General features: G+C 38.5%; 28 protein-coding genes. 11 read left to right on the forward strand and 17 right to left on the reverse strand.

Features of this window, described 5'->3' with window-relative positions:
• Window positions 1–15: 15 nt before the first annotated feature.
• Window positions 16–402: a hypothetical protein gene (locus tag ACEXOE_RS12080; RefSeq protein WP_394749060.1), complete on the reverse strand. Its 387-nt coding sequence runs from the start codon at window positions 400–402 to the stop codon at window positions 16–18.
• 119 nt (window positions 403–521) lie between these two features.
• Between ACEXOE_RS12080 and ACEXOE_RS12085 the strand changes: the two genes are divergently transcribed.
• The gene (locus tag ACEXOE_RS12085; RefSeq protein WP_394749061.1) at window positions 522–1,034 is read left to right on the forward strand and encodes a YceI family protein; all 513 of its coding nucleotides are present in this window, start codon (window positions 522–524) and stop codon (window positions 1,032–1,034) included.
• A 20-nt stretch (window positions 1,035–1,054) separates the two neighbouring features.
• Here the strand turns inward: ACEXOE_RS12085 and ACEXOE_RS12090 are convergent, their stop codons facing one another.
• The 10 genes from ACEXOE_RS12090 to ACEXOE_RS12135 all read right to left on the reverse strand — a co-directional run bounded on the left by ACEXOE_RS12090 (window position 1,055) and on the right by ACEXOE_RS12135 (window position 10,525).
• The gene (locus tag ACEXOE_RS12090) at window positions 1,055–1,495 is read right to left on the reverse strand and encodes a hypothetical protein (protein WP_394749062.1); all 441 of its coding nucleotides are present in this window, start codon (window positions 1,493–1,495) and stop codon (window positions 1,055–1,057) included.
• Between the two features lie 7 nt (window positions 1,496–1,502).
• Window positions 1,503–1,760 carry an acyl carrier protein gene (locus ACEXOE_RS12095; RefSeq protein ID WP_394749063.1) on the reverse strand — a complete coding sequence of 86 codons (258 nt, stop codon included), beginning with the start codon at window positions 1,758–1,760 and terminating at the stop codon, window positions 1,503–1,505.
• A gap of 61 nt (window positions 1,761–1,821) precedes the next feature.
• The gene (locus ACEXOE_RS12100) at window positions 1,822–3,099 is read right to left on the reverse strand and encodes a beta-ketoacyl-[acyl-carrier-protein] synthase family protein (RefSeq protein WP_394749064.1); all 1,278 of its coding nucleotides are present in this window, start codon (window positions 3,097–3,099) and stop codon (window positions 1,822–1,824) included.
• Complete coding sequence (locus ACEXOE_RS12105; protein WP_394749065.1) at window positions 3,092–3,550, reverse strand: 3-hydroxyacyl-ACP dehydratase FabZ family protein; 459 nt, start codon at window positions 3,548–3,550, stop codon at window positions 3,092–3,094. The genes ACEXOE_RS12100 and ACEXOE_RS12105 overlap by 8 nt, the downstream gene beginning before the upstream one ends.
• Before the next feature lie 7 nt (window positions 3,551–3,557).
• A complete protein-coding gene (locus tag ACEXOE_RS12110; protein ID WP_394749066.1) occupies window positions 3,558–4,664 on the reverse strand; it encodes an aspartyl protease family protein in 1,107 nt (368 codons plus the stop codon).
• 12 nt (window positions 4,665–4,676) lie between these two features.
• Window positions 4,677–5,459, reverse strand: coding sequence for an enoyl-ACP reductase FabI (locus ACEXOE_RS12115; RefSeq protein WP_394749067.1), 783 nt, complete (start codon window positions 5,457–5,459; stop codon window positions 4,677–4,679).
• Between the two features lie 68 nt (window positions 5,460–5,527).
• Complete coding sequence (locus ACEXOE_RS12120) at window positions 5,528–6,577, reverse strand: type III polyketide synthase (protein ID WP_394749068.1); 1,050 nt, start codon at window positions 6,575–6,577, stop codon at window positions 5,528–5,530.
• Between the two features lie 7 nt (window positions 6,578–6,584).
• Complete coding sequence (locus ACEXOE_RS12125) at window positions 6,585–7,307, reverse strand: methyltransferase domain-containing protein (protein WP_394749069.1); 723 nt, start codon at window positions 7,305–7,307, stop codon at window positions 6,585–6,587.
• The gene (locus ACEXOE_RS12130; RefSeq protein WP_394749070.1) at window positions 7,301–8,431 is read right to left on the reverse strand and encodes an NAD(P)/FAD-dependent oxidoreductase; all 1,131 of its coding nucleotides are present in this window, start codon (window positions 8,429–8,431) and stop codon (window positions 7,301–7,303) included. The genes ACEXOE_RS12125 and ACEXOE_RS12130 overlap by 7 nt, the downstream gene beginning before the upstream one ends.
• 114 nt (window positions 8,432–8,545) lie before the next feature.
• Entirely contained in the window at window positions 8,546–10,525 is a 1,980-nt protein-coding gene (locus ACEXOE_RS12135; protein WP_394749071.1) for an alpha-ketoacid dehydrogenase subunit alpha/beta, read from the reverse strand.
• 134 nt (window positions 10,526–10,659) lie between these two features.
• On the opposite strand from ACEXOE_RS12135, the gene ACEXOE_RS12140 reads away from it, so the two are divergent.
• The 5 genes from ACEXOE_RS12140 to ACEXOE_RS12160 all read left to right on the forward strand — a co-directional run bounded on the left by ACEXOE_RS12140 (window position 10,660) and on the right by ACEXOE_RS12160 (window position 15,020).
• On the forward strand, window positions 10,660–11,610 hold the full coding sequence (locus ACEXOE_RS12140; RefSeq protein ID WP_394749072.1) for an isopenicillin N synthase family dioxygenase: 951 nt from the start codon (window positions 10,660–10,662) through the stop codon (window positions 11,608–11,610).
• A 358-nt stretch (window positions 11,611–11,968) separates the two neighbouring features.
• Window positions 11,969–12,298: a translation initiation factor gene (locus ACEXOE_RS12145; RefSeq protein WP_394749073.1), complete on the forward strand. Its 330-nt coding sequence runs from the start codon at window positions 11,969–11,971 to the stop codon at window positions 12,296–12,298.
• A gap of 73 nt (window positions 12,299–12,371) precedes the next feature.
• Window positions 12,372–13,307 carry a DUF1835 domain-containing protein gene (locus tag ACEXOE_RS12150; RefSeq protein WP_394749074.1) on the forward strand — a complete coding sequence of 312 codons (936 nt, stop codon included), beginning with the start codon at window positions 12,372–12,374 and terminating at the stop codon, window positions 13,305–13,307.
• A gap of 1 nt (window position 13,308) precedes the next feature.
• Window positions 13,309–14,178, forward strand: coding sequence for a nucleoside phosphorylase (locus tag ACEXOE_RS12155; RefSeq protein WP_394749075.1), 870 nt, complete (start codon window positions 13,309–13,311; stop codon window positions 14,176–14,178).
• The gene (locus tag ACEXOE_RS12160) at window positions 14,175–15,020 is read left to right on the forward strand and encodes a substrate-binding domain-containing protein (RefSeq protein WP_394749076.1); all 846 of its coding nucleotides are present in this window, start codon (window positions 14,175–14,177) and stop codon (window positions 15,018–15,020) included. Before ACEXOE_RS12155 ends, ACEXOE_RS12160 begins: the two co-directional genes overlap by 4 nt.
• Here the strand turns inward: ACEXOE_RS12160 and ACEXOE_RS12165 are convergent.
• Together ACEXOE_RS12165 and ung are read right to left on the reverse strand one after the other, a co-directional pair.
• A complete protein-coding gene (locus ACEXOE_RS12165) occupies window positions 15,017–15,454 on the reverse strand; it encodes a response regulator (protein ID WP_394749077.1) in 438 nt (145 codons plus the stop codon). The genes ACEXOE_RS12160 and ACEXOE_RS12165 overlap by 4 nt on opposite strands.
• Before the next feature lie 84 nt (window positions 15,455–15,538).
• Window positions 15,539–16,204 (reverse strand): uracil-DNA glycosylase, encoded by a 666-nt coding sequence (gene ung / locus ACEXOE_RS12170; protein WP_394749078.1) that lies wholly within the window; start codon window positions 16,202–16,204, stop codon window positions 15,539–15,541.
• A gap of 99 nt (window positions 16,205–16,303) precedes the next feature.
• Between ung and ACEXOE_RS12175 the strand changes: the two genes are divergently transcribed.
• The 5 genes from ACEXOE_RS12175 (at window position 16,304) to ACEXOE_RS12195 (ending at window position 21,726) form a co-directional block, all read left to right on the forward strand.
• Window positions 16,304–18,475 carry an endonuclease MutS2 gene (locus ACEXOE_RS12175; protein ID WP_394749079.1) on the forward strand — a complete coding sequence of 724 codons (2,172 nt, stop codon included), beginning with the start codon at window positions 16,304–16,306 and terminating at the stop codon, window positions 18,473–18,475.
• Between the two features lie 31 nt (window positions 18,476–18,506).
• Entirely contained in the window at window positions 18,507–18,920 is a 414-nt protein-coding gene (locus ACEXOE_RS12180) for a thiol-disulfide oxidoreductase DCC family protein (protein WP_394749080.1), read from the forward strand.
• A gap of 98 nt (window positions 18,921–19,018) precedes the next feature.
• On the forward strand, window positions 19,019–19,543 hold the full coding sequence (locus ACEXOE_RS12185; RefSeq protein ID WP_394749081.1) for a hypothetical protein: 525 nt from the start codon (window positions 19,019–19,021) through the stop codon (window positions 19,541–19,543).
• The gene (locus ACEXOE_RS12190; RefSeq protein WP_394749082.1) at window positions 19,518–20,621 is read left to right on the forward strand and encodes a hypothetical protein; all 1,104 of its coding nucleotides are present in this window, start codon (window positions 19,518–19,520) and stop codon (window positions 20,619–20,621) included. The genes ACEXOE_RS12185 and ACEXOE_RS12190 overlap by 26 nt, the downstream gene beginning before the upstream one ends.
• 307 nt (window positions 20,622–20,928) lie before the next feature.
• Window positions 20,929–21,726 carry a hypothetical protein gene (locus ACEXOE_RS12195; RefSeq protein ID WP_394749083.1) on the forward strand — a complete coding sequence of 266 codons (798 nt, stop codon included), beginning with the start codon at window positions 20,929–20,931 and terminating at the stop codon, window positions 21,724–21,726.
• Window positions 21,727–21,835: 109 nt separating this feature from the next.
• Here the strand turns inward: ACEXOE_RS12195 and ACEXOE_RS12200 are convergent, their stop codons facing one another.
• Genes ACEXOE_RS12200 through ACEXOE_RS12215 form a run of 4 tightly spaced genes read right to left on the reverse strand, consistent with a single transcriptional unit; the run spans window position 21,836 to window position 26,214 of the window.
• Window positions 21,836–23,008: a flavohemoglobin expression-modulating QEGLA motif protein gene (locus ACEXOE_RS12200; protein WP_394749084.1), complete on the reverse strand. Its 1,173-nt coding sequence runs from the start codon at window positions 23,006–23,008 to the stop codon at window positions 21,836–21,838.
• The gene (locus tag ACEXOE_RS12205; RefSeq protein WP_394749085.1) at window positions 23,005–23,832 is read right to left on the reverse strand and encodes an N-formylglutamate amidohydrolase; all 828 of its coding nucleotides are present in this window, start codon (window positions 23,830–23,832) and stop codon (window positions 23,005–23,007) included. The genes ACEXOE_RS12200 and ACEXOE_RS12205 overlap by 4 nt, the downstream gene beginning before the upstream one ends.
• The gene (gshB, locus tag ACEXOE_RS12210) at window positions 23,825–24,856 is read right to left on the reverse strand and encodes a glutathione synthase (RefSeq protein WP_394749086.1); all 1,032 of its coding nucleotides are present in this window, start codon (window positions 24,854–24,856) and stop codon (window positions 23,825–23,827) included. The genes ACEXOE_RS12205 and gshB overlap by 8 nt, the downstream gene beginning before the upstream one ends.
• Before the next feature lie 32 nt (window positions 24,857–24,888).
• Window positions 24,889–26,214, reverse strand: coding sequence for a dicarboxylate/amino acid:cation symporter (locus tag ACEXOE_RS12215; RefSeq protein ID WP_394749087.1), 1,326 nt, complete (start codon window positions 26,212–26,214; stop codon window positions 24,889–24,891).
• Window position 26,215 lies beyond the last annotated feature (1 nt).

Raw genomic sequence — 26,215 nt, forward strand, 5'->3', positions numbered from 1 at the left:
ATAGATAAAAGGGAGCTATTCTTTTTCTTTATCCTTTTTTTGCGGATCCGAAGCGGCCAACGCTTTTGATAAGCGTGTAGAATATGGACTTCGATACAATTCCAACAGGAGTTTGCGTCTTTTTCGATTGGATATACTCATCGTATCGATAATTGCCCGTTTTCTTTTGATTTCGGCCAAACGATTCTTTTTTTTCTCCAAACGTTCTTCCGCAGATAGCACCAGTCCTGGCTCATAACGTTCCATTACGGTATGCTTTTTGACTTTTATAGCTTCATCGGTATCTTTTTTTGCTTTTTCCTGAGCTGTAGTGTAATTTACGCTCAAAAAAAGCAACAAAAAGAATGAGGCTAATTTAGGTAGCGCATTCATTTTCATTTCATTATAAGGTCTCGTATGCAAAGTACCGAATTTTATTGATATGCCGTAGGTGCACCGGACCCCATTACAACGATTTTTTTGGTCATATGGCGTTTTAATTGCATGGAAACCTTAAACAAGAAGATAAAAACACTCAAAAAATGAAGATTCTCAATATCATATTAACCGTACTTTTTTTAACTATTGCGACCTCTTTTTCACAAAATGACGCAAAAATTTCCAATGCTGAAATCACCTATGTTTATACATCCAGTAATGTCAAAGGAAGTATTAAAGGTTTTAGCTCCTCTTCCACTATTGATTGGAATGATATAGCGAATTCTAAATTTAAAGGCTCTGTGAAAACGGAGACCTTAAAAACCGGAAATGTTTTTAGGGATTGGAGCATTCGAGGAAAAAAATATTTCAATAAGGATAAATACCCCTTGATTACTTTTGAAAGTACCGCCATTGTTCCCAAGAATAATGGATATGCGGTTACGGGCAACCTAAGCTTGAAGGGAATTACTAAGGAAATTGAAATTAGCTTCAAAAAAGAAGGTAAAATGCTTATTGGTAAAACCACTTTATACTCTTCTGATTTTGATATCAATGTCAAAAAGAAACGGGAAGCCAATAAGGTTGTGGTTACCTTTAAATTTGAAGTAGGCTAATGGACTTGTATTAAGAAAACTTAGGCCTTTTTCTGAACAAATATTGCGTTGTATATCTTTTCCACACCCCAATTCCCTAATGGAAAATACAATGAAAAGAATAAGGCCATACCCAAACTAAAATTTCGGATACCAAAAAATTGCTCTAATAGATTGTTGGGATAGGCATAGGAAGTTTCCAATGCATACCCACCAAACTCCAACAATCCCATGGCTACAAGACCATAAGCGTATTGCGTATGAAAGGGTAGTTTTCGCAAGAGCAAAGAGATAGGAACCATATAAAGTATGTAGCAGCTAATCACCTGCCACCAATAGGTAAATCTGGCAATTTCCATTATTTTACCAAATTCGTTCATCCCCAACCCCCATGTAAAATACACCAGGCAATAGGTAAGTAGTAAGCGTTTGTCTACATTTAATTTTGACTTGGCCCAAGCAATGATTTCCTTCACTTTCATGCGCTATTTATACTTTATCTGCCAATTTGGTGTCAATAATCATTAAGGCATCTCTAACCGTTTGCATGTCCTCCATATCATTATTTTCCAGGAGGATATCAAAAGCATCTTCTACATCCAATACAATATCGACCAAATTTGCTGAATTGATATTCAATTCATTAATAAAGTTGCTTTCCTCAGAAATGTCATTGACCGTAACTCCCTCTGGAAGATAAATTTTAATAATATTCCTTAGAATTTGATAACGTTCTTCTTTATTCATGTACTGCTTTTAGTTCGTTCATTTTTCTTCTTTACCACCTTTTAAAAAAAGCAATGGCATCTTATAAGTCGTGATAAGATTTAAAAATAACACAGGCATTTACATCTCCGAAGCCAAAACTGGCCTTTGCAATGATTTTTGGCGAAAAATTAATGGTTTTTTGGGGGATTTTAACCTTATCAATATGCTTAACGATTTCAGGATGAAGGTCTTCCGCATTGATATTCCCAAATAGTTTCTGCTCTTTAAACTGCAGTACAGTGGCAACACATTCAATACTGCCGGCAGCGGCAAGGCAATGCCCAATGCTTCCTTTAAATGAATTTATAAAGGGAAACTCATTACCGGAACGTTCCAAGGCTTGGGACCAATTCTTAATTTCCAAGGAATCTTTTGCCGTGGCGGTTAAATGTCCGTTAATGCTATCAATATCGGTTTTCTTGATCTTGGCGTCCTTTACAGCAGCAATGATACAACGTTGCACTGCTTCGCTATTAGGAGCCGTCATTGTTCCCTCTCCTCGTTGTCCACCACTGTTGATAGCACCTCCCAAAACTTCTGCATATATCCGTGCTCCTCTACTTAGAGCGCTATCTAAGGATTCCAACACTAGGGCTCCTGCCCCACTTCCAGGTACAAAACCCGCAGCAGAAGCACTCAATGGCCTACTAGCTTTAGTAGGAGCCTCATTATATTGCCTGGGTAAAATACGCATGGCATCAAAGCCTCCCCAAACATAAGGACCGCTATCGCTGCAGCTTCCCGTTAATATGCGTTCTGCCTTTCCCGCTTGTATCCTTTCAAAAGCCAACAATAGTCCCTCAGTACCCGTAGTACAGGCAGACGAATTTGTGGTGACTTGATTCCCACACCCCAAAATTCCCCCTAGGAAAGCACTAATGCCACTAGCCATAGTCTGCACTACAGTAGTACTTCCCAAGCGTCTGGTTTTACCTTCATCTACAAGATATATCGATTCCCTAAACTTGTCTACCCCTAAAATACCCGTTCCGAAGATGATTCCATTTTCCCAATCTGGCTTATCTGAAGGGGCCAAGGGCAAGTTAGCGTCATCCCAAGCATCTTTACCAGCAATGACCCCATAGAGAATGCCACTGGCGTTTAAGCCACGTAATTGCAAAGGAGTGAAATAATCCTCTAAATTAACGGTATCAAGATCTGGTTGCCCGGCAATCTGACATCCAAAATTAAGCTCCTTAAGCTGTTCGTCAAAGGCTATTCCACTTTCTCCTTTGATCAATGCTTTTGTAAACGATTCCAATCCTATGCCATTGGGCGCACAAACGCCTAAACCGGTAATAACAACTCTCCTATTCATCGGCATTGGATTTGAGCATTCCAGATAATATTCCTTTACAAATCAACTTGCCTTCCGGGCTGTACATTTTAACGGCACATTTTAATTTGTGAAATCTAAAATATATTTTTTCTGAAACCACTGTTACGCTTTCTCCGGGATACACAGGCAGATAAAATTCCATTTCGGAGCTGCTAAAAGCGATAGCAAAATCATTTTTATTGCTTAAACTATTACTTTCAATTAAATCATATAAACCCATGCAAACCAATCCTATTTGAGCACAACATTCAGTAAGTATAACTCCTGGGGTAACAGGGTTATCCTTAAAATGTCCTTCATAAAAGTATTCCTCTTTCTTAAAGGTATATTCCCCTTTTACGGTATCGCGATCTACATGATGTAGCTTATCCACAAATAAAAATGGAGCCGTATAAGGCAATTGACCCATAATCTGTTCTTTTATCTTCATGCGATCTCTAGAAACGCTGCTGTCTCCTTAATTCAATGGCACTATTGTCCATAAGGGTTACTATAATTTTATCATCAACATCAACCAATCCTCGTTGATATTTGGTTATTTCACAGAAATTGGAAAAGGTTTTTCCATTAAGTGCCTTTACTTCATCTCCTTGTCGAATCCCTTTTTCCCATGCCTCACTATCTACAACCACATGGCCCACAATAATAGCTCCATCGTTAAAAACAAAAGAGCAGTCATAGTTGCTTCTAAATTCGTCCAAAACGGGATTTTTTACCAAAAACATTTTTTTGTTCTCACTGAGAAAAAGACGATTGTCTTTCCATAGGCGGTTCCCTATCTTACTGCTTTGTATTCCATAATCGAACACTCCATTAATGGTGACTTTTTCTGAGGTAAATGGTCGTTTCAATACCTTTAAAAAGCTATTCTTTCTTTTTCCGTTGAAATCATATGAGCCACTATAGATCTCATAATCTAAAGGATTCTCAGAACTAGTGTCCAATAGTACTTTTTTGTTGATATCCGAAGAAGTTGCTCCGGTATCCAACAAAAACCGGACACTTTTTCCCTTTTCAGTTTTCAAAATAAGAAAGGGCCTTCTTTTATGCTGCAATTGCATTGGATGCATCAGCTGCGTACTCTCCGGGACAAAAGTCTTGGGGTACATGATCAGGTACTTTTCCTTAAAATCTATGGTCCAATTGAATTCTGAAATAATATCTACCCCCAAGACACCATCAATATTATAGCAGCTGAATATCTCGCTATCTCTCGTTTTAAGAATACGATGTTTATTGATTTTGACAGATCCCAATTCTATTTTTCCACTTTTGTGATAACGTAATTTGCTCACCCTACCCCCTGAAGAAGAAACATTAATGGTTTTTCTTGTACTTTTCAATTCCTTTCCCACCCAAGAGAAACCTATACTATGACTCGCTCCGGTATCGAATAAGAATTGTTTTTCAATACCATTAAAAATTATGGGAATAGTGATGAGCCCCAAATGCGTTTTAAAGGGTATGGTATCTTGATAATGTCTCTGACCATTTGCACATAAACAAAAAAATAAAATAAATAACACTAAATACTTTAATTTCATTGATTTACATTTTTACGAAAGGTGTTCTCCTCCATCTACTTTCAATACTGTTCCAGTAATCCATGCCGCTTCTTTCCGTGTTAATAAATATACAACGTTGGCTACATCTTCCGGTTGTGTGAGTCTCCCGCTGGGATTTCTTTCCAGAGCGTTTGCCTTTAATTGAGCGCTTCCAGGAATCATCTGAAACGACTTCGTATCTGTCATTCCCGCCTGAATACAATTTGCTTTGATGCCCAAAGGAGCAAATTCCAAGGCAATATTCCTAGTAATGGCCTCTAGTGTTGCTTTCGCAGCGGAAACGGCCGCATAATTAGGCCATGCTTTACGATTCCCTTCACTGGTAAAAGAAATAATACGACTATCCTCAAAAAAGAGGTTTTCTTGCACCAGGCTTTTCGTCCAATCATACAAACTTATTGCCATGGCATCCAGTGTTAGTCTAAAATCCTGATGATCCAGCGTTCTTTCTTGTTCCGAGAACATCGGTTTTAGGTTTCCTTTGGCTATGCTATGTACAAGCACATGTATACAAGATTCTTGCCCTAGCGTATCTTTTATTTCCCGAATCAACTTCAGCCGCCTTTCAGGCTGTATGGCATCTTGGTTCCAACTACGGCATTGTACGCCATAGTCCGAAATACGATGAAATTGCTGTTCTATGCCGGGCACGTCTGTTTTGCGATCTCGATGAACAATCAGGATGTTGAAGCCGTGTTCAGCTAATTTTAACGCAGAAGCCAGTCCTAAACCACTACTCCCTCCTAGTATCAATGCCCATTTATCTTTTTTCACGCTATTTTCTCCTTTGCTGTAGCCAACTGTTAGCTTCTATTTTGGATTTCGAAGTTAAAAAATAAATTTTACCAAGCGATTAAAACACGTTGTGCCGAAAAACCGGGACCAAAACTTAAAATCAAGCCTTGTTCCCCTTTGGGGATATCTTTTTCCAAAAACCGCTCTAAAACATAGAGCACAGTTGCGCTGCTCATATTCCCATATTGTCGCAAGACTTCCCGGGTATCGTCTATGTTCTTTCCTAACTTTCCAAATAACTCCTGTACGGTTTGCACAATTTTCTTTCCCCCGGGATGAAAAATAAGATGGTCTACATCTTTAATCGAAGTACCATGGCGCTCCAGAAACGGATGGACAATATCTGGAAATTGTGCTGCAATAGTTTCAGGGACAGCCGGGTCAAGAATCATCTGTAAGCCATTATTTGTAAGGTCGAACCCCATAAGGTGGGTCGCGTCTGTAAAATGATACATTTCTTCTCCTATGATACTCGGGCCTTCGGCATCCTCTTCAGAAGATAAAAGCACACAGGCAGCACCATCGCCAAAAATAGCGGCACTTACCATATTGGCCATGGAATGATCATCGAGCTGAAAGGTTGCAGTGGGACTTTCAACGGCTACCACAGCCGCTCTTTTTCCAGGATTGGCCTTTAAAAAATTACTGGCATAAATGAGCCCGGAAACTCCAGCGGCACAACCCATTTCGGTTACGGGAAGGCGAACCACATCCTGTCGTAACCCCAAACTGTTGATCAAATAGGCATCCAACGAAGGAATCATGATTCCCGTGCAACTCACTGTAATGATATAATCTATGGAATCTGCTGTCCAAGCTGCATTGTCCAAGGCTTTTCTAAGGGCGGCATCGCCCAATTTCTTGACTTCTCGAATATAAATATTGTTCTTCTCTTCAAAGGAAGTTGCTGTAAACACTTCTTCAATGCTCATGATGCCATACCGTCTATCCACAGCCGCTCCCTCAAAAATTTTAAGTACTTTTCTTCTAAAACGCTCATCTTCATCTGCCAACCAAGCATTTACAAAAGGTAAAATATCTTTTGTTTCCCGTGCATAGGGTGGCAACTCTTTGGCTACTGCTTTTATTTTTGTCATTGTCATATTACTGCTTAATCGATGGTTGTTGTATTATCCATACATAACGGAATGCCCATTTCCATTTGATCTTATGTTTTTGTTTGGGCAATTGTTTAGCGAAGGCCAGCAATTCACTTTTGAAAAACCCGCTCATGATAGATACCAATCCATCATTTTTTGCAATTTTAGTTCTAATAAAAATAAGACTAAAACACTTAAAAAGATAATAGGCAATTCTGCTGCGTTGCAAATCATTAATGATTACCCCGATGCTCGCCAGCTTTACAAATTGACCTAAAAAAATAGGGATTTCCTTATCTTTAAAATGGTGCATCGTAAGGGTGCAAACTAAGATATCGCATTTTAAATCGGACGCTTGCAAATCCAAAATATCCTGCTGTAAAAAACTAATCTCGGGAAAAGCCTTCGTATGTTCTTGGGCAATTGCGATGGACTTTTCGTTTAAATCTACACCAATGAGACGGGCATTGATTTTTTTGTGACGGAGCAAGAGCGCTATTTCTTTCAACATTGTACCATCTCCACAACCCATATCAACAATGGTATACTGATCTTTTGAATGTCCTTTAATCAGTTTTTCCAATGCGTTTAGTGTAATGCCGTTTCCATTGAGCATGGCATTGGAGCGATTAATGTCCTTAAGGACTTCCCGCAATGTTGCCGAATCTACCCGTGGGTCATCCATCAATTCCTGCTCTGTACTTCGCTGTGAGAGATTCTTTAACATGTTATGGGTTTCCCATGGGTCTTTTTAATTAATGTCTTTATCAATAATGGCGACTGGGTAACAATTCCCATAGCGGCATTGGACAATTTTTGATTCAACAGCAAACGTTGCAATTGTCGCCCTGTATAGAGCCGCTGTTTAAAGGTAATATTCCATAATTTTTCATAATCCGATTCCAGCATTTCCCGACTATAGTCTTTTGCGCCATGAAAATTTAGAATTAATTCCGATGCAATCTTTGCACTATGTATTGCCATGGCCATTCCGTTACCACACAATGGATGAATGAGTCCTGCGGTATCCCCACACATAATAATATGGTTTTCAATAGCATTTTTAGGGTGAAATGATATTTGGGCTATACTCATGGGTTTTTCAAAAATAAGGGATGCTTCTTTTAAAAACGCATTCAAAAAAGGGTTTTGGGCAACCACATTTTCATTGAAGTTTTCAATGTTCTTATGTGCTTTGAAAGTTTTATAATTTGCCAAGTAACAAAAATTTACCGTGCCACTTTCTGTTTTGGATAAGCCACCATATCCCCCATTGAAATTGTGCAGGGCTACAAGATTCTCCGGAAAGTCATATTCATAATGCGCCTTTACACCTAGCCAAGAAGATTTGTTTTGAATAAAATTACGTTCCAATCGTTTGTCCAGTTGGGCCCTCTTTCCGTATGCACCGATGACTAATGGAGACAGGAAGGTGGTGTGCTCTATGCTGGCCACAGAGAATACACCATTTTGATAGTGCACCTTATCTACTGTTTCAAAAACAAAAGTAACACCTTGTGCAAGGGCTTTTCGATATAATAGATCATCAAATGCATATCTACTAATGCCCATTCCCCCTAAAGGCAATTTAGCTCTTAAGGATTTTCCTTTTACAGTGCTCAACTGAAACGTATCAATAGCGACGGCATTGGCTTCCTTGAGTGAAACATCCAGATAATTCAAATAGGGTTTGATTTCATTGGAAACGTACTCCCCGCATACTTTATGATGCGGATATGTTTGTTTTTCAAATACAGCAACCTGAAGTCCTTTTTTGCTTAAGTGCAAAGCGGCCGTTAAGCCTGCCAGTCCTCCTCCAATAATAATTACGTCATACGTACTTGCTTGCATATATTCCAAAATAACCCCATCATAATAATTACTCCTAGGTGGTGATAACAATCTTTGTGCTTCGTTTACTAAGTCGTGCTATAGTCACCCTACTTTCATAAAAAATGAAAACAGCTAGTAGTCAAGTAATTGCAACAACTCCTTTGTAAAACGATCTTTGGGAAGATAATTCTTTTCCAAAGTTTTGGCAAAAGGTATGGGGGTTTCAAGACTGGCCACTCTTCGTACGGGACCATCTAAATATTCAAAACAATTTTCCATGACCAAAGCCGATATATCACTTCCAATACCACCAAAAAGGCTGTCCTCCTGAAGAATGATGAGCTTCCCTGTTTTTTTTACAGAGGCATAAATGCTATCGATATCCAAGGGTTGTAGCGTGCGCAAATCAATAAGATCGGCTTCAATATTTGGATGATTATTTAAAGTTTCCAATGCCCAATGGACTCCGGCCCCATAGGTGACAATACTAATTTGCGTTCCTTCCCTGAGGAGGCTGGCCTTTCCTAAAGGCAAGGTATAATAATCAACCGGCACTTCCTGATAAACACTGCGATACAAGGCCTTATGTTCAAAAAAGAGCACCGGATTGGGGTCATTGATCGAAGAAGTCAATAAACCTTTAGCATCGTATGGGAAGGCCGGATAGACCACTTTTAAGCCTGGTGTTTTGGTAAACCAAGCTTCATTGGTCTGCGAATGAAAAGGACCTGCCCCTACTCCGGCTCCACAAGGCATCCGTATAACAACATCGGCATTTTCATTCCAGCGATAGTGCACCTTTGCCAGATAGTTGACTATTGGGTTGAAACCGCTGCTTACAAAATCGGCAAATTGCATTTCAACAACCGCCTTCATACCATTGATCGAGAGCCCCATGGCTGTGGATACAATGGCAGATTCACAAATAGGGGTATTGCGAACACGTTCTTTTCCGAAAGCCTCCATAAAACCTTCGGTGATTTTGAATACGCCACCATAATCTGCAACATCTTGCCCCATGATTATTAAGCTGTCATGTTGCTCCATAGCTTGACGAAGACCTTGAGAAATAGCATCGACAAGTCGAATATTATTCACCACAGAACCATGTTTAAATTCCTGATATTCAAAATTTTGAAATACATCACTTAATTCTAAAGTTTCATTTAATACAATCGCTTCTTCATTCGTAGCCAATAGCAACTGTTCATCAATTTCTTGCTGAATTTTATTCCGGATATCCTCAATAGTATCTTTGTTCAGAAGTCCTTCCTGTATTAAAAAATCTTCGTAATTCTGAATAGGATCTTTTGCTGCCCATGCTTCCATTAAGGCTTCAGGGACATATTTTGTACCACTGGCCTCTTCATGTCCGCGCATCCTAAAGGTTTTAAATTCCAACAATATGGGCCTAGGTTTTTTTCTTATATCTTCGGCTAATTCTTGGACTTTTTGATATACTTCCAAAATATTGTTCCCGTCCAAAATATGTGATTCCATTCCATAACCTATCCCCTTATCGGCTATATGTTCACATCGGAATTGTTCTGAAGTGGGCGTCGAAAGTCCATATCCATTATTCTCCACACAGAAAAGCACGGGCAAATCCCAAACGGCCGCTATATTCAATGCTTCGTGAAAATCACCTTCGCTTGTGGCCCCTTCTCCTGTAAAAACAGCAGTGACATGGGCTTGTTTTTTTAATTTATTTGCCAGAGCGATTCCATCGGCCACTCCTAGTTGGGGACCCAAATGGGAAATCATTCCTATGATCTTATAGGCTTGCGTCCCAAAATGAAAACTACGGTCTCTTCCTTTTGTAAAACCATTCGCTTTTCCTTGCCACTGGGAAAACAACCTATACAAGGGGATTTCCCTAGTCGTAAAGACCCCTAAATTTCTGTGCATGGGCAATATATAATCATTTTGGGCGTCCAGTGCTTTCGTAACCCCCACAGAAATAGCTTCCTGCCCAATACCACTAAACCACTTGGATATCTTCCCCTGCCTTAGGAGAATCAACATTTTTTCCTCGATCAATCGCGGTTTTAGGAGTTGTTTATAAAGTTCTAATTGAGTTTCTTGATCAATAGTCCCTGTGGTATACTGCATAAAAGGCCTTATATTATATTCTTGCTAATTGCTTCTCAAATGTAACAAAAAGCCCAGACTAAAATCAAAGATTCTATAACGGGAATCCATATTTATTTTTATTAATTTTGATATGTACTAAAAAACATTTTGTGATGAGCGAAATACCAAGTGTGGATCTTCAGGATTTTTTATCTGAAGACCCAAATAGAAAAAATAAATTTATTGTTGAGATTGGAGCTGCTTTTGAAAATATTGGCTTTGTAGCCTTGAGCGGCCATTTTCTTTCAGAATCTTTGGTTCAGGATTTATACGACGAAATAAAAGACTTTTTTAATCAACCCCAAGAAGTTAAAGATGGCTATGAGATAGCCGGAATAGGTGGGCAACGGGGGTATACCTCCTTTGGAAAGGAACATGCCAAAGGAAAAAAGGAAGGGGACCTTAAGGAGTTTTGGCATTTTGGGCAATATGTGGAGAACAACCCTAGGCTGGAAGCAGAATATCCTCCCAATGTGATGGTGAAAGAATTGCCCAAATTTAACGTGGTAGGCAAGGAAACCTATAAAATGTTGGAAAAAACCGCGAAATATGTATTACGGGCCCTAGCCCTGCATTTAAAATTGGAAGAGACCTATTTTGACCAATATATAGAAAATGGAAATTCCATTCTCCGCCCTATTCATTACCCTCCCATTAAAGAGGAGCCCAAGAATGCGGTCAGAGCAGCAGCACATGGCGACATCAATTTAATAACCCTCCTTATGGGTGCGCATGGCAAGGGACTTCAAGTAATGGACCACGAAGGAAATTGGGTAGACGCTATTGCCCGTCCAGATCAGTTGATGATCAATGTTGGCGACATGCTCTCCCGTTTGAGCAATAACAAATTAAAGTCTACAATACACCAGGTAGTTAACCCGCCCAGGGAACTCTGGGGCACTTCCAGGTACTCTATTCCCTTCTTTATGCATCCGATAAGTGAAATGCCATTAAATTGTCTTGAAGAATGCATTGATCAAGACAATCCCAAACGATATGAGGATATTACGGCCGGTGCTTTTCTACATGAACGCTTGATCGATCTGGGATTGATTAAAAAATAATTCCTATTTTAAAACAAAAAATGGATTTTATAACTATTGTAGCGACAAGATCTTTTGCACAACCTGATTTTTTACCAGGATTTTTGGCCACATTTGGGCTTTTGATTTTTTCTCTATTTTTTTTCTGGATTATTCGATTGCCTCTAAAGCGCCATACTAAAACGTATTTGGATAACTTCCCTCTGGACCCCTTACATCTTGAAGAGCCTCAATACGTAACTGAAATGACCATGGTTTCTAATATTTCGTTGGAGCCTCCAATTTCCAGAACAAAAAAGTACATTGTGTATGCCCTATGTCTTATACTTTGTGGTATTCCCATGTCAAAACTGCTATTCTCACCTATGCTCTTATAAATATGGACTTACAAGATCAATTAAAAAATTTATTTCCAGACCACACCCCTTCCGAAGAAGAGACTTCCACTCCTGAAAAAGATGCCATTTGGATGCAGGATGCCCCTATTCTCTGTAAGTACGAAAAAAGAAAAGGAAAACCTATTACCATTTTAGAGGGTTATACCGGAGCCGATGAGGATTTTAAAAAACTAGCGAAAGAAATTAAGACAACCCTTAGTGTTGGCGGGAGTTTTAAGGAAGATCGTATTATAATTCAAGGGGATTACAGGGATAAAATCATGGAAATTTTAAAAAATAAAGGCTTTAAAGTGAAGCGAGTTGGTGGTTAGTTGTGTTAATTTTCTTTTGTCGTGTTATTAATAATGCTATTTTTATAACTTCAACCTAACAACAGCCAACAGTATGAGTTCCCGAACACTACATATCACCAACGGTGATAGTTTTACTGAAAAATTAAATTCCTTACAGCTCAATGGAGATGTCATTACATGGCGAGAGATGCTGTGTGAAGGAAAAACCCTGACCAATGTGGGTAGTGAATCTTTTTGGAAAACCCGTTTTGAATTCTTCAACAAAACCTATAAAGTTTCCAAATCCAAATTTATTGAACACACCTTAAAAGAATACCGTTCCTTATGTAATCACAAACAGCAAGATCAGATTGTATTGTGGTTTGAGTATGATCTTTTCTGTCAAATAAATATGCTTGCGGTAATCAGCTGGCTTAAAACACATCGCAGATATGCAGAGATTTCTTTGGTTTGTAGCGGAAAAGAAGATGATACAGATAGGTTATACGGTCTTAGTGAATTGAATACGGAGCAATTATTAAAACTACACGAGAATAGAATAACCTTATCTCAAGACGATATTGAATATGCCGACTACATTTGGCAACTGTATTGTAGTGACAATCCCATTCGTTTAGAAAACTTGAAAGATTTTGAAAATTATCAATTTTCATATCTGGGCGATGCTATTACAGCCCACTTAAAACGTTTTCCTACCATTAAAAATGGCTTGAACAAAATGGAGAACACCATATTGCAACTGGCTGTGGACAAAAAGCCGGCAACGAGAAAAGAATTGCTGGGAACGGTTTTGGGACATCAGGACATCTATGGTTTTGGAGATATACAATATCAACGGGCCATTACTAGATTAAAGCCATTGTTTTCTTCTTTTAACCCTGTAAAGCTCACAAGAAAAGGAATGAGCATCTTAGAAGGGAAAAGCAATCACTATTCCAATATTCGAAATAGCAATGTTTATTTGGGAGGTGCACTAAAATATAACTATTTGTACAATACGGCTTCTGATCGAATTTTAAAATTATAATATGACGCTTGGACCATCAGAACTTATTCTGAATCCCGATCATAGCATCTACCATCTAAACTTATTACCAGAAGATATTGCCCAAACCATTATTACGGTCGGAGATCCGGACCGTGTGTCTGACGTATCCCAACACTTTGACCATATTGAAATTAAAAAGGGAAAGCGTGAATTTGTTACACATACCGGGACAATTTCCGGTAAACGTCTCACGGTAATATCCACAGGCATTGGAACAGATAATATTGATATTGTCCTGAACGAATTGGATGCGCTGGTGAATATTGATTTTGAAGAGCGGAAGATAAAAAAGGATAAGATAAGCCTGGATATTGTTCGGGTTGGAACCTCAGGGGCTATTCAACCTGATATTCCAGTTGATTCTTTTTTGATCAGTGAATTGGCTATAGGCTTTGACAATCTCCTACACTTTTATGATAGCAAGCACCTCCAAGAAGTACAAATGCAAGAGGAATTTAAAAAATATACCCATTGGAATATTGATAAATCCACTCCATATATCGTAAAATGCAACCAAGATCTCGCAGGCCGTTTAGCCTCCGATCTCACCTATACAGGTTTCACCGCCACCAATGTAGGTTTTTATGGTCCCCAAGGCCGTGTATTGCGCTTAAAAACAGAAGACCCTGCACTGAACGGCAAACTGGCTTCCTTTGAAAGCAAAGGGAGGAGAATCACAAATCTAGAGATGGAAACTTCCGGAATCTATGGCTTAAGTCTTTTAATGGGCCACAGAGCGGTCTCTATGAATTGTATCCTTGCCAACAGGAGTACCGGAGAATTTTCCAGGAGACCAAAACAAAGAGTCGATGAATTGATAGCATATACCTTAGATAAACTTCAAGAGTGAAAAAAGTTAATATTATAGGAGTACCAGAACATTTTAATCTCCCATGGCACCTCGCCATTGAAGAAGGAGCTTTTAAAAATAGAGGAATTGATTTAATATGGTCCGATATTCCCGAGGGAACGGGAAAAATGTGTCAGCTATTGCAAAATGAAGAAACTGATCTTGCCATTATCCTTACCGAAGGCCTCGTTAAAAGTATTACCGAAGGCAATCCCACTAAAATCGTACAAGAGTATATTGCTACCCCCTTGCTTTGGGGCATTCATGTTGCAGCCAATAGTGTCTATGAAAACATATCGGACCTGGAGCATTCCAAAGCGGCTATAAGTCGTTTTGGCAGCGGAAGTCACCTTATGGCCTATGTGCACGCTCAAAACAACGATTGGGATACCAGCACATTGGAATTTGAAGTTATCAATCACCTTCAAGGCGCTATAGAAGGTTTGACCAAGGGAAAGGCCGATTACTTTATGTGGGAGCATTTCACCACAAAGCCTTTAGTGACCGATGGCACCTTTAGAAGATTGGGGGATTGTCCCACACCCTGGCCCTGCTTTGTTATTGCAGCTACGGATAGTTTCATAAAAAACCATCCTGGAACCTTAAAGCACCTATTGGAAGTTATCAATAGCTACACTCTTGAGTTTAAAAGCATTCCCAGCATTGATAGGACCTTGGCCAACAGCTATGATCAAAAATTGGAGGATATTCAAAAATGGCTGTCCTTAACCCGTTGGAGCCAAAATCAAATGAAGGCAGAAACACTTGAAAATGTTCAAGACACATTGCTTGACTTAAATTTAATAACAACAAAAGTCTCTATAGACCAGCTATTGTACTAGGCATCTACTACAGAAAAGTATTTGTCAATTAAGTTTTGAAACTTGATATCCGATAGTGGTTTTTGAATGTACTCTTTGATATGCGGGTTATTACTGGCTTTAACCAAGTCTTGTTCATCTTCGCTTATGGTTACCATCACAATGGTGATGTTGTCCGTGATACTTTTGTCAAATTCTTTTTCATACGCCTCTAAGAATTGCCACCCATCCATCTGTGGCATGCGTATATCCAATATCAATAAACAAGGAAGCGTAAAGAGGTCATCTCCGTTAAACGGGCCTCTGTTTGCAATAATGTCCAAGGCTTCAGCACCATTTGATGCGACGCCGACATCAATGTCCAAATCCAATTTGCTAATAAAGATTTTATTTAAGAAATGGGTCGATTCATCGTCATCCACCAGTAAAATGGATTTTAGTTTTGAAGATATCATAAAAATTCGTTTAGTTTGTGATATTATAAATGTAGTAATTTTCCCCTAATAAAAAAGAACTTTCTTAATATACAAACAAGAAAATTACCAATTTATAACCTTTCTATTTTGTTGCCTCAATAAATCATTACATTTACTAAAGTGCTTATTACCAAACCAATACCCTCTATTTGCGCTTAGAGGTGAAGGGTGTCCCGAACTTAAGACATGGTGTTTCTTTGTGTCAATGAGTTTAATTTTCTTTTTTGCAAAGCCTCCCCAAAGTAGGAAAATCAACCCTTCTCTTTGCGCGGACAATTTTTTAATAACCGCATCGGTAAAAACCTCCCATCCCTGATTTTGGTGACTCCCCGCAGAATGCGCCTGTACGGTCAATGTGGCATTCAACAATAGAACGCCCTGTTTGGACCAACGCTCTAAATTTCCACTTTGAGGGTATGGCACTCCAATATCACTTTCTATTTCTTTGAAGATATTAATGAGAGAGGGCGGATGCGCAATTCCATCCTTTACAGAAAAACACAGTCCATTTGCTTGATTTGGACCGTGATAGGGGTCTTGTCCGATAATAATAACCTTTGCATCTTCAAAGGGACAATGATCAAAAGCAGCAAAAATATCCGCTCCCCGTGGATAACAGGTATGGCGGGCATAAGCTCCTTTTACAAAATGTATGAGTTTCTCAAAATAAGGTTCGCTAAACTCTTCTTTTAACTTGATTTCCCAACTTTCATGGATTTTAACCTTCATGCAATAGCTCCATTTTTATTTCTATCTAAAACACTGTGTACCCAGCACTTCAAAAATACTGAAAACTATGTACCTTTGACATCGATTAAATAAAAATCAATGAGCAACATTCATGCAAAGACGCTGCAGGATTTGGAATTTCATACGGTTTTGGATCAACTCGTATTGCGTTGCCATACTGCTATGGGAAAAGAACAGGTAGTTTCTCTAGCTCCTTTAAGCGATCAGCAGGCAATTTTAACCGCTTTGGGGGAAACATCGGAATATCTATCTTCTTACACCAATGAAAATAGAATCCCAAATCACGGCTTTGATGTAATTCATCATGAGCTTAAACTTTTGCATATAGAAAACACGACTTTAGAGATATCGGGGTTTCGAAAAATTGGAGGGCTTTCCAATACCGTTGGAATCCACAAAAAGTTCTTCAAAAAATTCAAGACCTATTACCCTTTACTTTTTGAAAAATCTGAAGATGTTGATTTACAATTAGATATACCAATTTACATCAACAATATTATAGATAAATTTGGAGAGATCAAGGATAAGGCTTCTGGTCAATTATGGGGTATACGACAGGATATAAATAGTGTTAAGGCAAAGATCAATCAAAGCTTTGCTGCAGCATTGCAGCGGTATCAATCTGCCGATCTTTTGGATGAGATCAGGGAATCGGTTGTAGACAATAGGCGTGTTCTTGCTGTTAAAGCCATGTACCGAAAGAAAGTAAAGGGGGCAATGATGGGAACTTCCAAAACAGGAAGTATTGCATACATTGAACCCGAAACAACGCTGCGCTATAACCGAGAATTGAATAATTTAGAATTCGAGGAAAAAGAGGAGATACAGCGCATACTGCATGAGCTTACCGATCAAATAAGACCACACCGACTCTTATTACAAAATTATCAAGATTTTTTGGCGCATATAGATATCACTTCCGCAAAAGCAAAATACGCCGAAGATATCAACGGTATTTTGCCTAAAATCAGCACAGAAAGAAAATTGCACCTGCGTGATGCCTATCACCCCTTGCTCTATTTAAATAATAAACGCAATAATGAAAAGACTTTTCCCCAGACCATATCATTGCATGAGGAAAATAGGATTATTGTGATTTCCGGGCCTAATGCCGGGGGAAAAAGTATTACACTAAAAACTATAGGGCTCCTCCAGTTGATGTTACAAAGTGGGCTATTAATTCCGGTGCACGAACGCAGCACAGCCTGTCTTTTTGATAAAATATTGACCGACATAGGCGATAATCAATCTATTGAAAATCATTTGAGCACCTATAGCTATCGATTAAAGAATATGAATTACTTTCTTCGAAAGTGCAATTCACAAACACTGTTCTTAATCGATGAATTTGGTACAGGAAGCGATCCAGAACTCGGAGGAGCATTGGCTGAAACGTTTTTGGAGGTATTCTATGAAAGAGGGGCTTATGGAGTAATTACAACGCACTATGCCAATTTAAAATTGTTGGCCAATGAACTGCCCCATGCTACCAATGCCAACATGCTTTTTGACTCCAAGACATTGGAACCTACTTTTCAATTGATTTTAGGGGAAGCGGGAAGTTCCTTTACTTTTGAAGTTGCCCAAAAAAATGGCATTCCCTATAGCTTGATCAACAAATCCAAAAAGAAAATCGAACGTGGAAAAGTACGATTTGATGCCACCATTGCCAAATTACAAAAGGAGCGCAGCAATATGGCCAAAACGGGAAATAAGCTTAAGGAAGAAGAATCCAAAGTCAGGGAAGAAGCTAAAAAACTGGAACTCCTCAATGGGAAAATAAAATCCAAATTAGAAAGCTATCAAGAACTTTTTGACAGCAATCAACGTATGATTTACTTGGGGAATAAAGTAAACGACGTAGCCCAAAAATATTTTTTAGACCGGAAAAAAAGACCTCTTATCTCTGAACTTTTGCGAATCGTGGAAACGGAGAATAGCAAACGTAAGAAGAAAAGTTCTGGTGAGGTCAAAAAAGCAAAAGAACAGAAAGTAAAGGTAGAGCAGGAAGTACAGCAAAAAGTATCCATAATTCGGGAGAAGAAAAAAGTAGAGAAGAAAAAGAAAGCGGCTATTCAAAAGAACAAACCCCGTCCAGTTTTCAAGATTGGAGATCGGGTGCGTTTATTCGATGGGAAATCTGTAGGCACTATTGATAGCTTGGAAAAAAACAAAGCCATTGTCAATTATGGGCTTTTCACTACCAATGTTAATGTGGATAAGCTAGAATTAGTGGAAGCAAAGAAATAGCTGTAACTTTGCACTATCTAATAGTCTAATAATGTCCAAATTGAATAAAAAAATAATTCTTTTTGACGGTGTTTGTAATTTATGCCAAAGTAGTGTCCAGTTTGTCATTAAACGAGACAAAAAAAACATCTTCCAATTTGCGGCACTTCAATCTGATTTTGGACGATCATTAGCACAAAAACTTAATCTAGACATTTCAAAAGTAGATTCCATAGTTCTGGTCGATGAGGAACGCAAAAGACACTGGATAAAATCTGGAGCTGCATTGCGTATTGCCCAGAATTTGGGAGGGGCCTACCCCCTATTGTCTGTCTTTCTAATTGTTCCAGGATTTCTTCGAAATATGGTTTATGATTATATTGCGGATAATCGATATAAATGGTATGGAAAACAGGAAGAATGCATGATTCCGACTCCAGAATTGAGAAGTAAGTTTTTGGATTGATGGCATATTGGCTTCCTATTAATATTTCCAAGTATGTTTTCTTGTCTATCGATCAAAGTATTGGAGTTTAACCCTAAAAGAGCATTGCCTTTGTATACATGAGATTGCGTTATAGAAATACCTTACACTTTTTCTTGCTCTTAATTTTCTTAGGTGGCCCTTTTGTACTGCGGATAGTGGATTACCGTTTTGAAATCTATCCTTCAGTGGTCCTGCCCGCTGGCGCCAAAAAACTTGATTTAAATAAGGAAATCCGTATTTCGGTCAATGAAATTTATGGGGAAACCGGAGAAGGAAGCCTCAAAAATTTAGACAATGCTCATTTTCTAAGGCCTATACGGGTAGAATACCTAAGCTATTTTTATGAAGCCAATTTTGGTTTGGATACCCCCAAAACTTATGAATTTACAACAAATCGTTTTGCTATTCCTATAACCCTAAAGTCCAAAAAGTCCCTAGAAGATATCAAGGCAACCAAAATATGGCTTCGACAACGATTACGGGAACAAGGGTGCAAGGATTCTGTATTGATTTTAAAGAAAAGAATAATGATTGTGTGCAAAGACGGCACATTTTATGAAGACAACAATATACTAAATGACACCATTCTTGGACTCTATTGAGGCTTTCTTGAAACGTATTTTCGAACGGATTGAGCAGGCCACGGCTGTAAGCACTGAACAATTGGCATGTTTTAGAGTATTTTTTGGGCTTCTCATGCTTGTTTATTTCCTTCCGTCCTGGTCTTGGCTAAATGACGTCCCCCCTGCTTTTTTTAATCCAAGAATCTTTAGTTTTGCCTATCTTACAGATGGTTATTTGCCCGATATCATCTATCTGCTCTGCGATATCTTGGCCATAATTCTTTTAGTATGCATTACGCTTGGGATCTTTACCAGAAAAGCACTCTTGGCGATGTTTGTTTTAAGTAGTATCCTCTTTTCATATGCTTTGAGTTTTGGAAAAATTGATCATTACACCAACCTTTTTTTAATTGCTTATCCTGCTCTTGCCTTTACCAATTCTGGGACTAGGTTTGCCCTCAAAAAAGATAAAGAATTAAGTTCTGCCACACAAGCAAGGGTTCTTGCCCTATTGGGCATTGCGATTGCCTTTGGTTTTTTTACGGCAGGAATCCCAAAACTCCTCTACTGGGTAGATTTTGATCTCAGTAGTAGTGGATTCTTGTTCTGGTTTTATGGAGTATTCCTTAAGGATCAGCATCAATACCTACTTAGTCCCTATGTATTTAAATTACCGTACTATGTATTTGAGGCCATGGATTATTTGGCCGCTATTTTTGAAGTTGTCGGATTCTTTTTTCTTTATAAGGGAAGGAAGTTTTGGAGGATGTATCTTACTATTGCATGCACTTTCCATTTTCTGAATTTGCTGACCTTGAACTATGGTTTCACCTTGAATTCGTTATGTTTTGGTATTTTCATCGTTGCCCCTGTATTAGCGTTGCTCTATCGCAAATACAACAGCTTCTTACAGCAATACGCTAACTATTTCATTCTTACAATACTTGGCATTGCCCTTCTAAAGACAGTCTTTTTACTATGGAACAATACAGGCTTTAGATATCATGGTTACGGCCCTTTATTGCATCTGGAACATATGGTAGACCTTTTCCTATGGAGTTTGACTATTTTTTGTGGTGTTTATCTCCTTCGATCCAAAAGTAAATCGACTCATTAATACCTTAAATAGGTTTCTATCCAGAAAATTGTGTTAAAGTAGTCTCATTATGTGATATATCTGGAATATTGGCATATTTTTTGAGCCTATTTTCATAGTAAAAAATGCTTCAAAATTGTCCAAAAAAAAGAATGTCACCATTGTTTGCTATGCATTGTTGATGCCACTTTTTTTCTTCTTTTTTTGATCAGTTTTACCAGAATGTGTATTGGTCCCAAAATCCTGCAGAAATCATTTGCCCATACGGTATTTGTCTACTTATGTTCTTAATGGCAAAAGAAAAAGAAAATTAATTTAAAAAAAATGTATGATGAAAAAATTGCTATTAGGAATTGCCCTATTGTGCCTGTGCACTACTTTTGCCCAGGTTGAAAAAATCAATGACACTATTTTTACCGTTGCAGGCCCCTTGATAAAGGCCCAAGTGACGAAAGTGAGTTCAAGTACCATTCATTATAATTACCCGGACGAGAAGGTAGTCAATGAATTGGAAACCAATGCCATTGCTAAAATAGTTTTTGCCAACGGAAGAGTTCAGTTTTTTTCTGAAGAAGACCAAAGTTCCGTAGCGGAAGAAACAATAGAAGTGGTCGAGGAAACCGTACCGGATTTTGAGGAAAACAGTTTATCTATTTTACCCTTCGCATTTACAAAAGGAGAAAACTTGGATAATGATGCTTCCGAGATTGCAACGGACTATGCCTATGAGTTTCTTGAAACCGCTCTTGAAAAGGATGAACTTGTCCTTCAAGAGACCATTGTTACGGCCAAAAGGCTCGATGAACATGAAATAGATTTAGGCCAACTCCAAAGTGTAGATATCAGTGCCTTGCGGAAAGCGGTCCAAACGGAATACATCCTAAAAGTAGCCATTGAAGAATGCACGGTAACTCAAGAGGAGAAAACCAATGGTATTGAGAATAGTATTGCCATCCATCTCAAATTGTACAATGCTGAAAATGATACGGAAATCTATGAATCGGCGACCACACAAAATTTATTTGCGAAAACCTCGATAGACACTAGTCTGGCTATTGAAACAAGTTGGAAAAATGGTTTGGAATCTCTTTTGCAACACTTTTTAATCTTTAAAGAATCGGAGTAAAAACTACACCATTAAATGATAAAAAAATATCCAAAACGTTAAGTTTTGGATATTTTTTTTAGGCTTACAGCTAAGCACATCCGAAAGAACATATCATGCTTTCAAGGTGTTATTTTAAATTGTTAAGGATGAAGTCTAATGTTGTATTGGAATTGAGATTTTGTGTGTAGGCGAAATTGGTATAGGTTGTAGGTTGTGCCAATCCTAGGTTGCGTAATTTTGCAATGGTGTCTTCGTACTCCAAGGTAACTTTCCCACTGAGTAAGGCATCCATATCCTGTCCATTTTTGTAGCGCTTATAGATTTTTTTTAAACCACTTAAATACAGCCTATCTTTAGTGAAGCCTCCTCCCCTATGCGCTCTTAAGGTGATGGAAAAAGCATCGTGTTTGTTTAATTTATATTGATTGTGTATCAAGTCAAAAGTATCCGAAAAACCGTATCCTTTAATTAAACTGTCTGAAGCTAAAACCCTATATGAAAGTTCCTTTAATCGTTTTAAGGTCAATGCGCCACACATATATTCACTAAAAACAGCCAAACCTTCCTGGGTTTCGACATTTTTTGGGAAACCATTGGAAAAAATCTTTAAAGGCTGAAGCATTCCGTTATATGTGGTCACCAAATGGACCCCTATTTCATGATTGGCCAGTGTTAATAATTGATTTTCACTAAAAGTGGTGTTTTTTTTGATCAAAAGTGTCTGCGTACTATTGCGAACCATGGCATCTGCCGCAATATTCGTAGAAAACTTAATATGCAGCGGGAAATCATATTGCTTGGAAAAAGCTTCAAAATACGCTTTGGCGTCTTCTGCCGTAAATCTTTTTACTTGTGTGGAATCTTCTGTCTCGTTTTCGTAATGTAATATAAATTTTGCATTGTCTACATCACGTTCGGTCGGAGTGCCATAAATCCGTAAAGAATTGTAATAAAACTCATTGGCTTTGCCGATGGTTTTAATACACTGGATCATATTGGCGTAATAATAGATGATATCCTGATATAATGCCTGAACTTCGGGCTCCTTAATACGCTCTAATCGCTGGGAAAAGAATAAGCGGTGTAATTTATAGGCGTCAAATTTTATTTTTGGATACTTAAATGTAGGCTCCTTACTGTATTTTGATGCGAAAAAACGGTTTTTTTCCTTTTCAATATTCAGCGGATTTACATAGTTCAATAATTCTATTCGTTGAATCAAGCGATTTAGATTTGCATCGATTTCAAACAAATCTGTATACTCCTGCTGTATATTGACCCCCACTTTTTCCTGTATCATGACACACCTTCTTGAAATACTCTAGCCTGCAAAGGTATTAATTCTTTTAGTTGCCGTTCAACAGCATGCACAACTTCAGGAAAAATTGTCCCTGTATGCTCATTACAATATATCTTTGAAATTTCCGTGGCCAGCACTAAGGTTTGATCAAAGTGTCGCGTAATGTATTTAAGGAAATAACCATTTCCTTGAAAAGTATCATTGATTTTGGAAGTTGTTTTAATTTTATTGGGCAATTGCATCTGCCCTAAAGAAGTACTCCATGACGTTGCAATAGCCCCAAATCTCTTGTCGTCTATATTTGCCGTTCCCAAGTTCCATACGGGCACTTCCCGTTCCCAACGTTTCCAATTATAACTGTGCATATCAAAAACCAAGGCATGGGAATACTTCTGTTCTATCTGTGCCACTAGCGCATGTACGACCTTGTAAAAAGCAAAGTGCTTTCTTAGGCTATGTTCCTTTTCTTTTTGATCCAAGGGGGATTTCCACAGTTGTTTCCCCCAGGCGTCTGTATATATCGCCGTTTCCGGAGGTCTATTTAAATCATATTCAAATCTGCTATCGCAACCCGCTATGACAATGGGATGGGATTGAACCATTTGTTTGGTACACGGGTCTTCCTCATACCAACGTTCATATTCCGTATGCAAGCAGTTTTCCCATAAAGATTTTCGAAATTGATGCCCATCGTGCACGGCTGCACATATATAGGGTATATACTTCTCTATTTTTATGGTAAAGGAATAATCCTCAGAAACAGCTTCAAAAGGTATTTCTGCTTCAATATTTGAAACGATATCCTCAACAGAAAGTTTATGCATTTTCCACTTCATTTCGCAAACGGGAGCGTCTATCCAGTGCTTGTAATTTGTCCAAGACCTTACTTTCTATAAAATCAATGACTTTACATTGTAATTTGGCTTTGTACACTTTGTTCATGTAAGTAATACCTCCTGGCGACATCACATTCACTTCCACCAGTTTTCCGCCTATGACATCGATACCCACAAAATACAATCCGTCTTTTACCAATTTCGGGCCTATTTGTTTACATAATGCCTTTTCTTCTTTCGTTAAGCTATGTTTTGCGATAGAACCTCCAGCAGAAACATTGGATCGGTGATCATCTTCGCCGGGAATCCGTTTCATAGCTCCAATATACTCACCATTAAGCAATAAAATACGAATATCTCCTTTATCCGCACCTTCAATATATTCTTGAAGAATAACATAGTTAGAGCTTCCATCTGAGTTAGTTACATAAAAATCGAGTAATGATTTGATATTAGACATGGCCGACTTTTCAATGAGGATAACCCCAGAGCCTCCAAAACCATTTAAAGGTTTTAAAATCATTTTATCCGCTGAGGATTCATTGATTTGTTGTACCAAATAATTCTTATTCTTGGATACATGGGTTACTGGAATAATATTACTATGGGAATCCCCAAAAGCCGCAGTGTACAATTTATTATTGGCCTCTCTAAGACCTTGTAATGAATTTACAATAAAAACATCGTCTTTTACCGAATCTAAAAAGTTTAGCATCAATGGGTCCAAGGGCGGATTTGCACGCATAAAAATAACATCAAAACCCGCTAGAGGAAGCATTTCTTCTCTTAGTTTAGCCTGTTTATAGAAGGTTTTTAAATTGGAAGGAGGTTTTTCCATTCTTCCAACTACCGTACAAAATGCACTGGTTACCGTATTTCGAATGGTAAGGTTGGCAGGAATACACATGGCGACACCGTGTCCTCTTTTCACACATTCATGAATTAAGGTAAGACTAGTATCGTTTTCGGGATCAATATCTTCCCAGGGGTACATTAAGAAACATATATTCATAATTCCGATTTTTTTATTGCCTTTACAGGGTATTATTTTACTTCGTCTAAATGATCATCCCAATTTTTAACTTTGGGTTCTCCAAGTTTTCCTTCAGATTTTGCAACGATCATAGATACCGTGGCATCCCCGGTTACATTAATTACAGTCCTACACATATCCAATGGTCTATCTACGGCAAAAATCAATGCCAAACCTATGGCGAGCTTGTCCGCAGGGAAACCAATGGATTCCAATACAATAACAAGCATTACCATTCCGGCTCCTGGTACTGCAGCAGAACCTATGGATGCCAACAATGCTGTTAAAACAATCGTCAACTGCCCTCCAAGGGTAAGGTCAAACCCTAGAGCTTGTGAAATAAACACTGCAGCAACTCCTTGATACAGACTAGTACCGTCCATATTTATAGTGGCTCCTACGGGAAGCACAAAACTAGAGACTTCTTTATCTACCCCTATATGTTCCTCAACACGTTCCATGGTAACCGGTAGGGTTGCAGCACTAGAACTTGTTGAAAAAGCAAGAAGCTGTGCTGGACTGATCTGTTTTAAAAACCAGAAAGGATTCTTTTTAACATAAAGACCTACAATCATTAAATAAAAGCCTACCATCAATAGCAGCCCCAAAACCACAACCAGAGCATATTTGAGTAGGGCAAAAAGTAAATCTGGATCTCCGGAAGATACCACCACACTAGCCAATAAGGCGAAGACAGCGTATGGAGCTATAAGCATGATAAGATCCACCATTTTAAGAACAATATCATTTAGGGCATCAAAAAACTGTTTCATGGGTTTAGCCTTTTCTTCCCCAATAAGCAGCATAGAAATTCCAAATAATATCGTAAAAAAGATAACTTGTAGCATTTTCCCATTATCACTTAAGGCAGAAAAGGCATTATCTGGAACCATGTCTTCTACAAATTGTAGAGGGCCACTATCCATCTGCTTCGAAGCCTCCATCATTTTAGAGGTAACCCCTTTATCATTGGCATAAGTTGCGGTTAATTTATCAATGGTTTCTGTAGAAACACCATCTCCAGGCTGCATAATATTCACCAATACAAGCCCAATGACAATGGCAACAACGGTGGTGCCTATATAAATGCCTATTGTGCGTAGTCCGATATTCCGAAATTTGGAAATATCCTTTAAATCGGAAATTCCTTTAATCAATGAAGCCAATATAAGCGGAATGGCAATTAATTTTAGCAATTTTACAAAAATGGACCCTAAGGGTTTTATCCAATCCGTTACAAACTGTCCTCCCCACGCTACTTGGGTCATTCCGTATCCAAAAAGGATACCAAGAAACATTCCGATCAAGATTTGCCAATGCAATTCAAGCTTCCGCATA

The organism is Spongiimicrobium salis, from assembly GCF_043678055.1.
Taxonomy (GTDB): domain Bacteria; phylum Bacteroidota; class Bacteroidia; order Flavobacteriales; family Flavobacteriaceae; genus Spongiimicrobium; species Spongiimicrobium salis.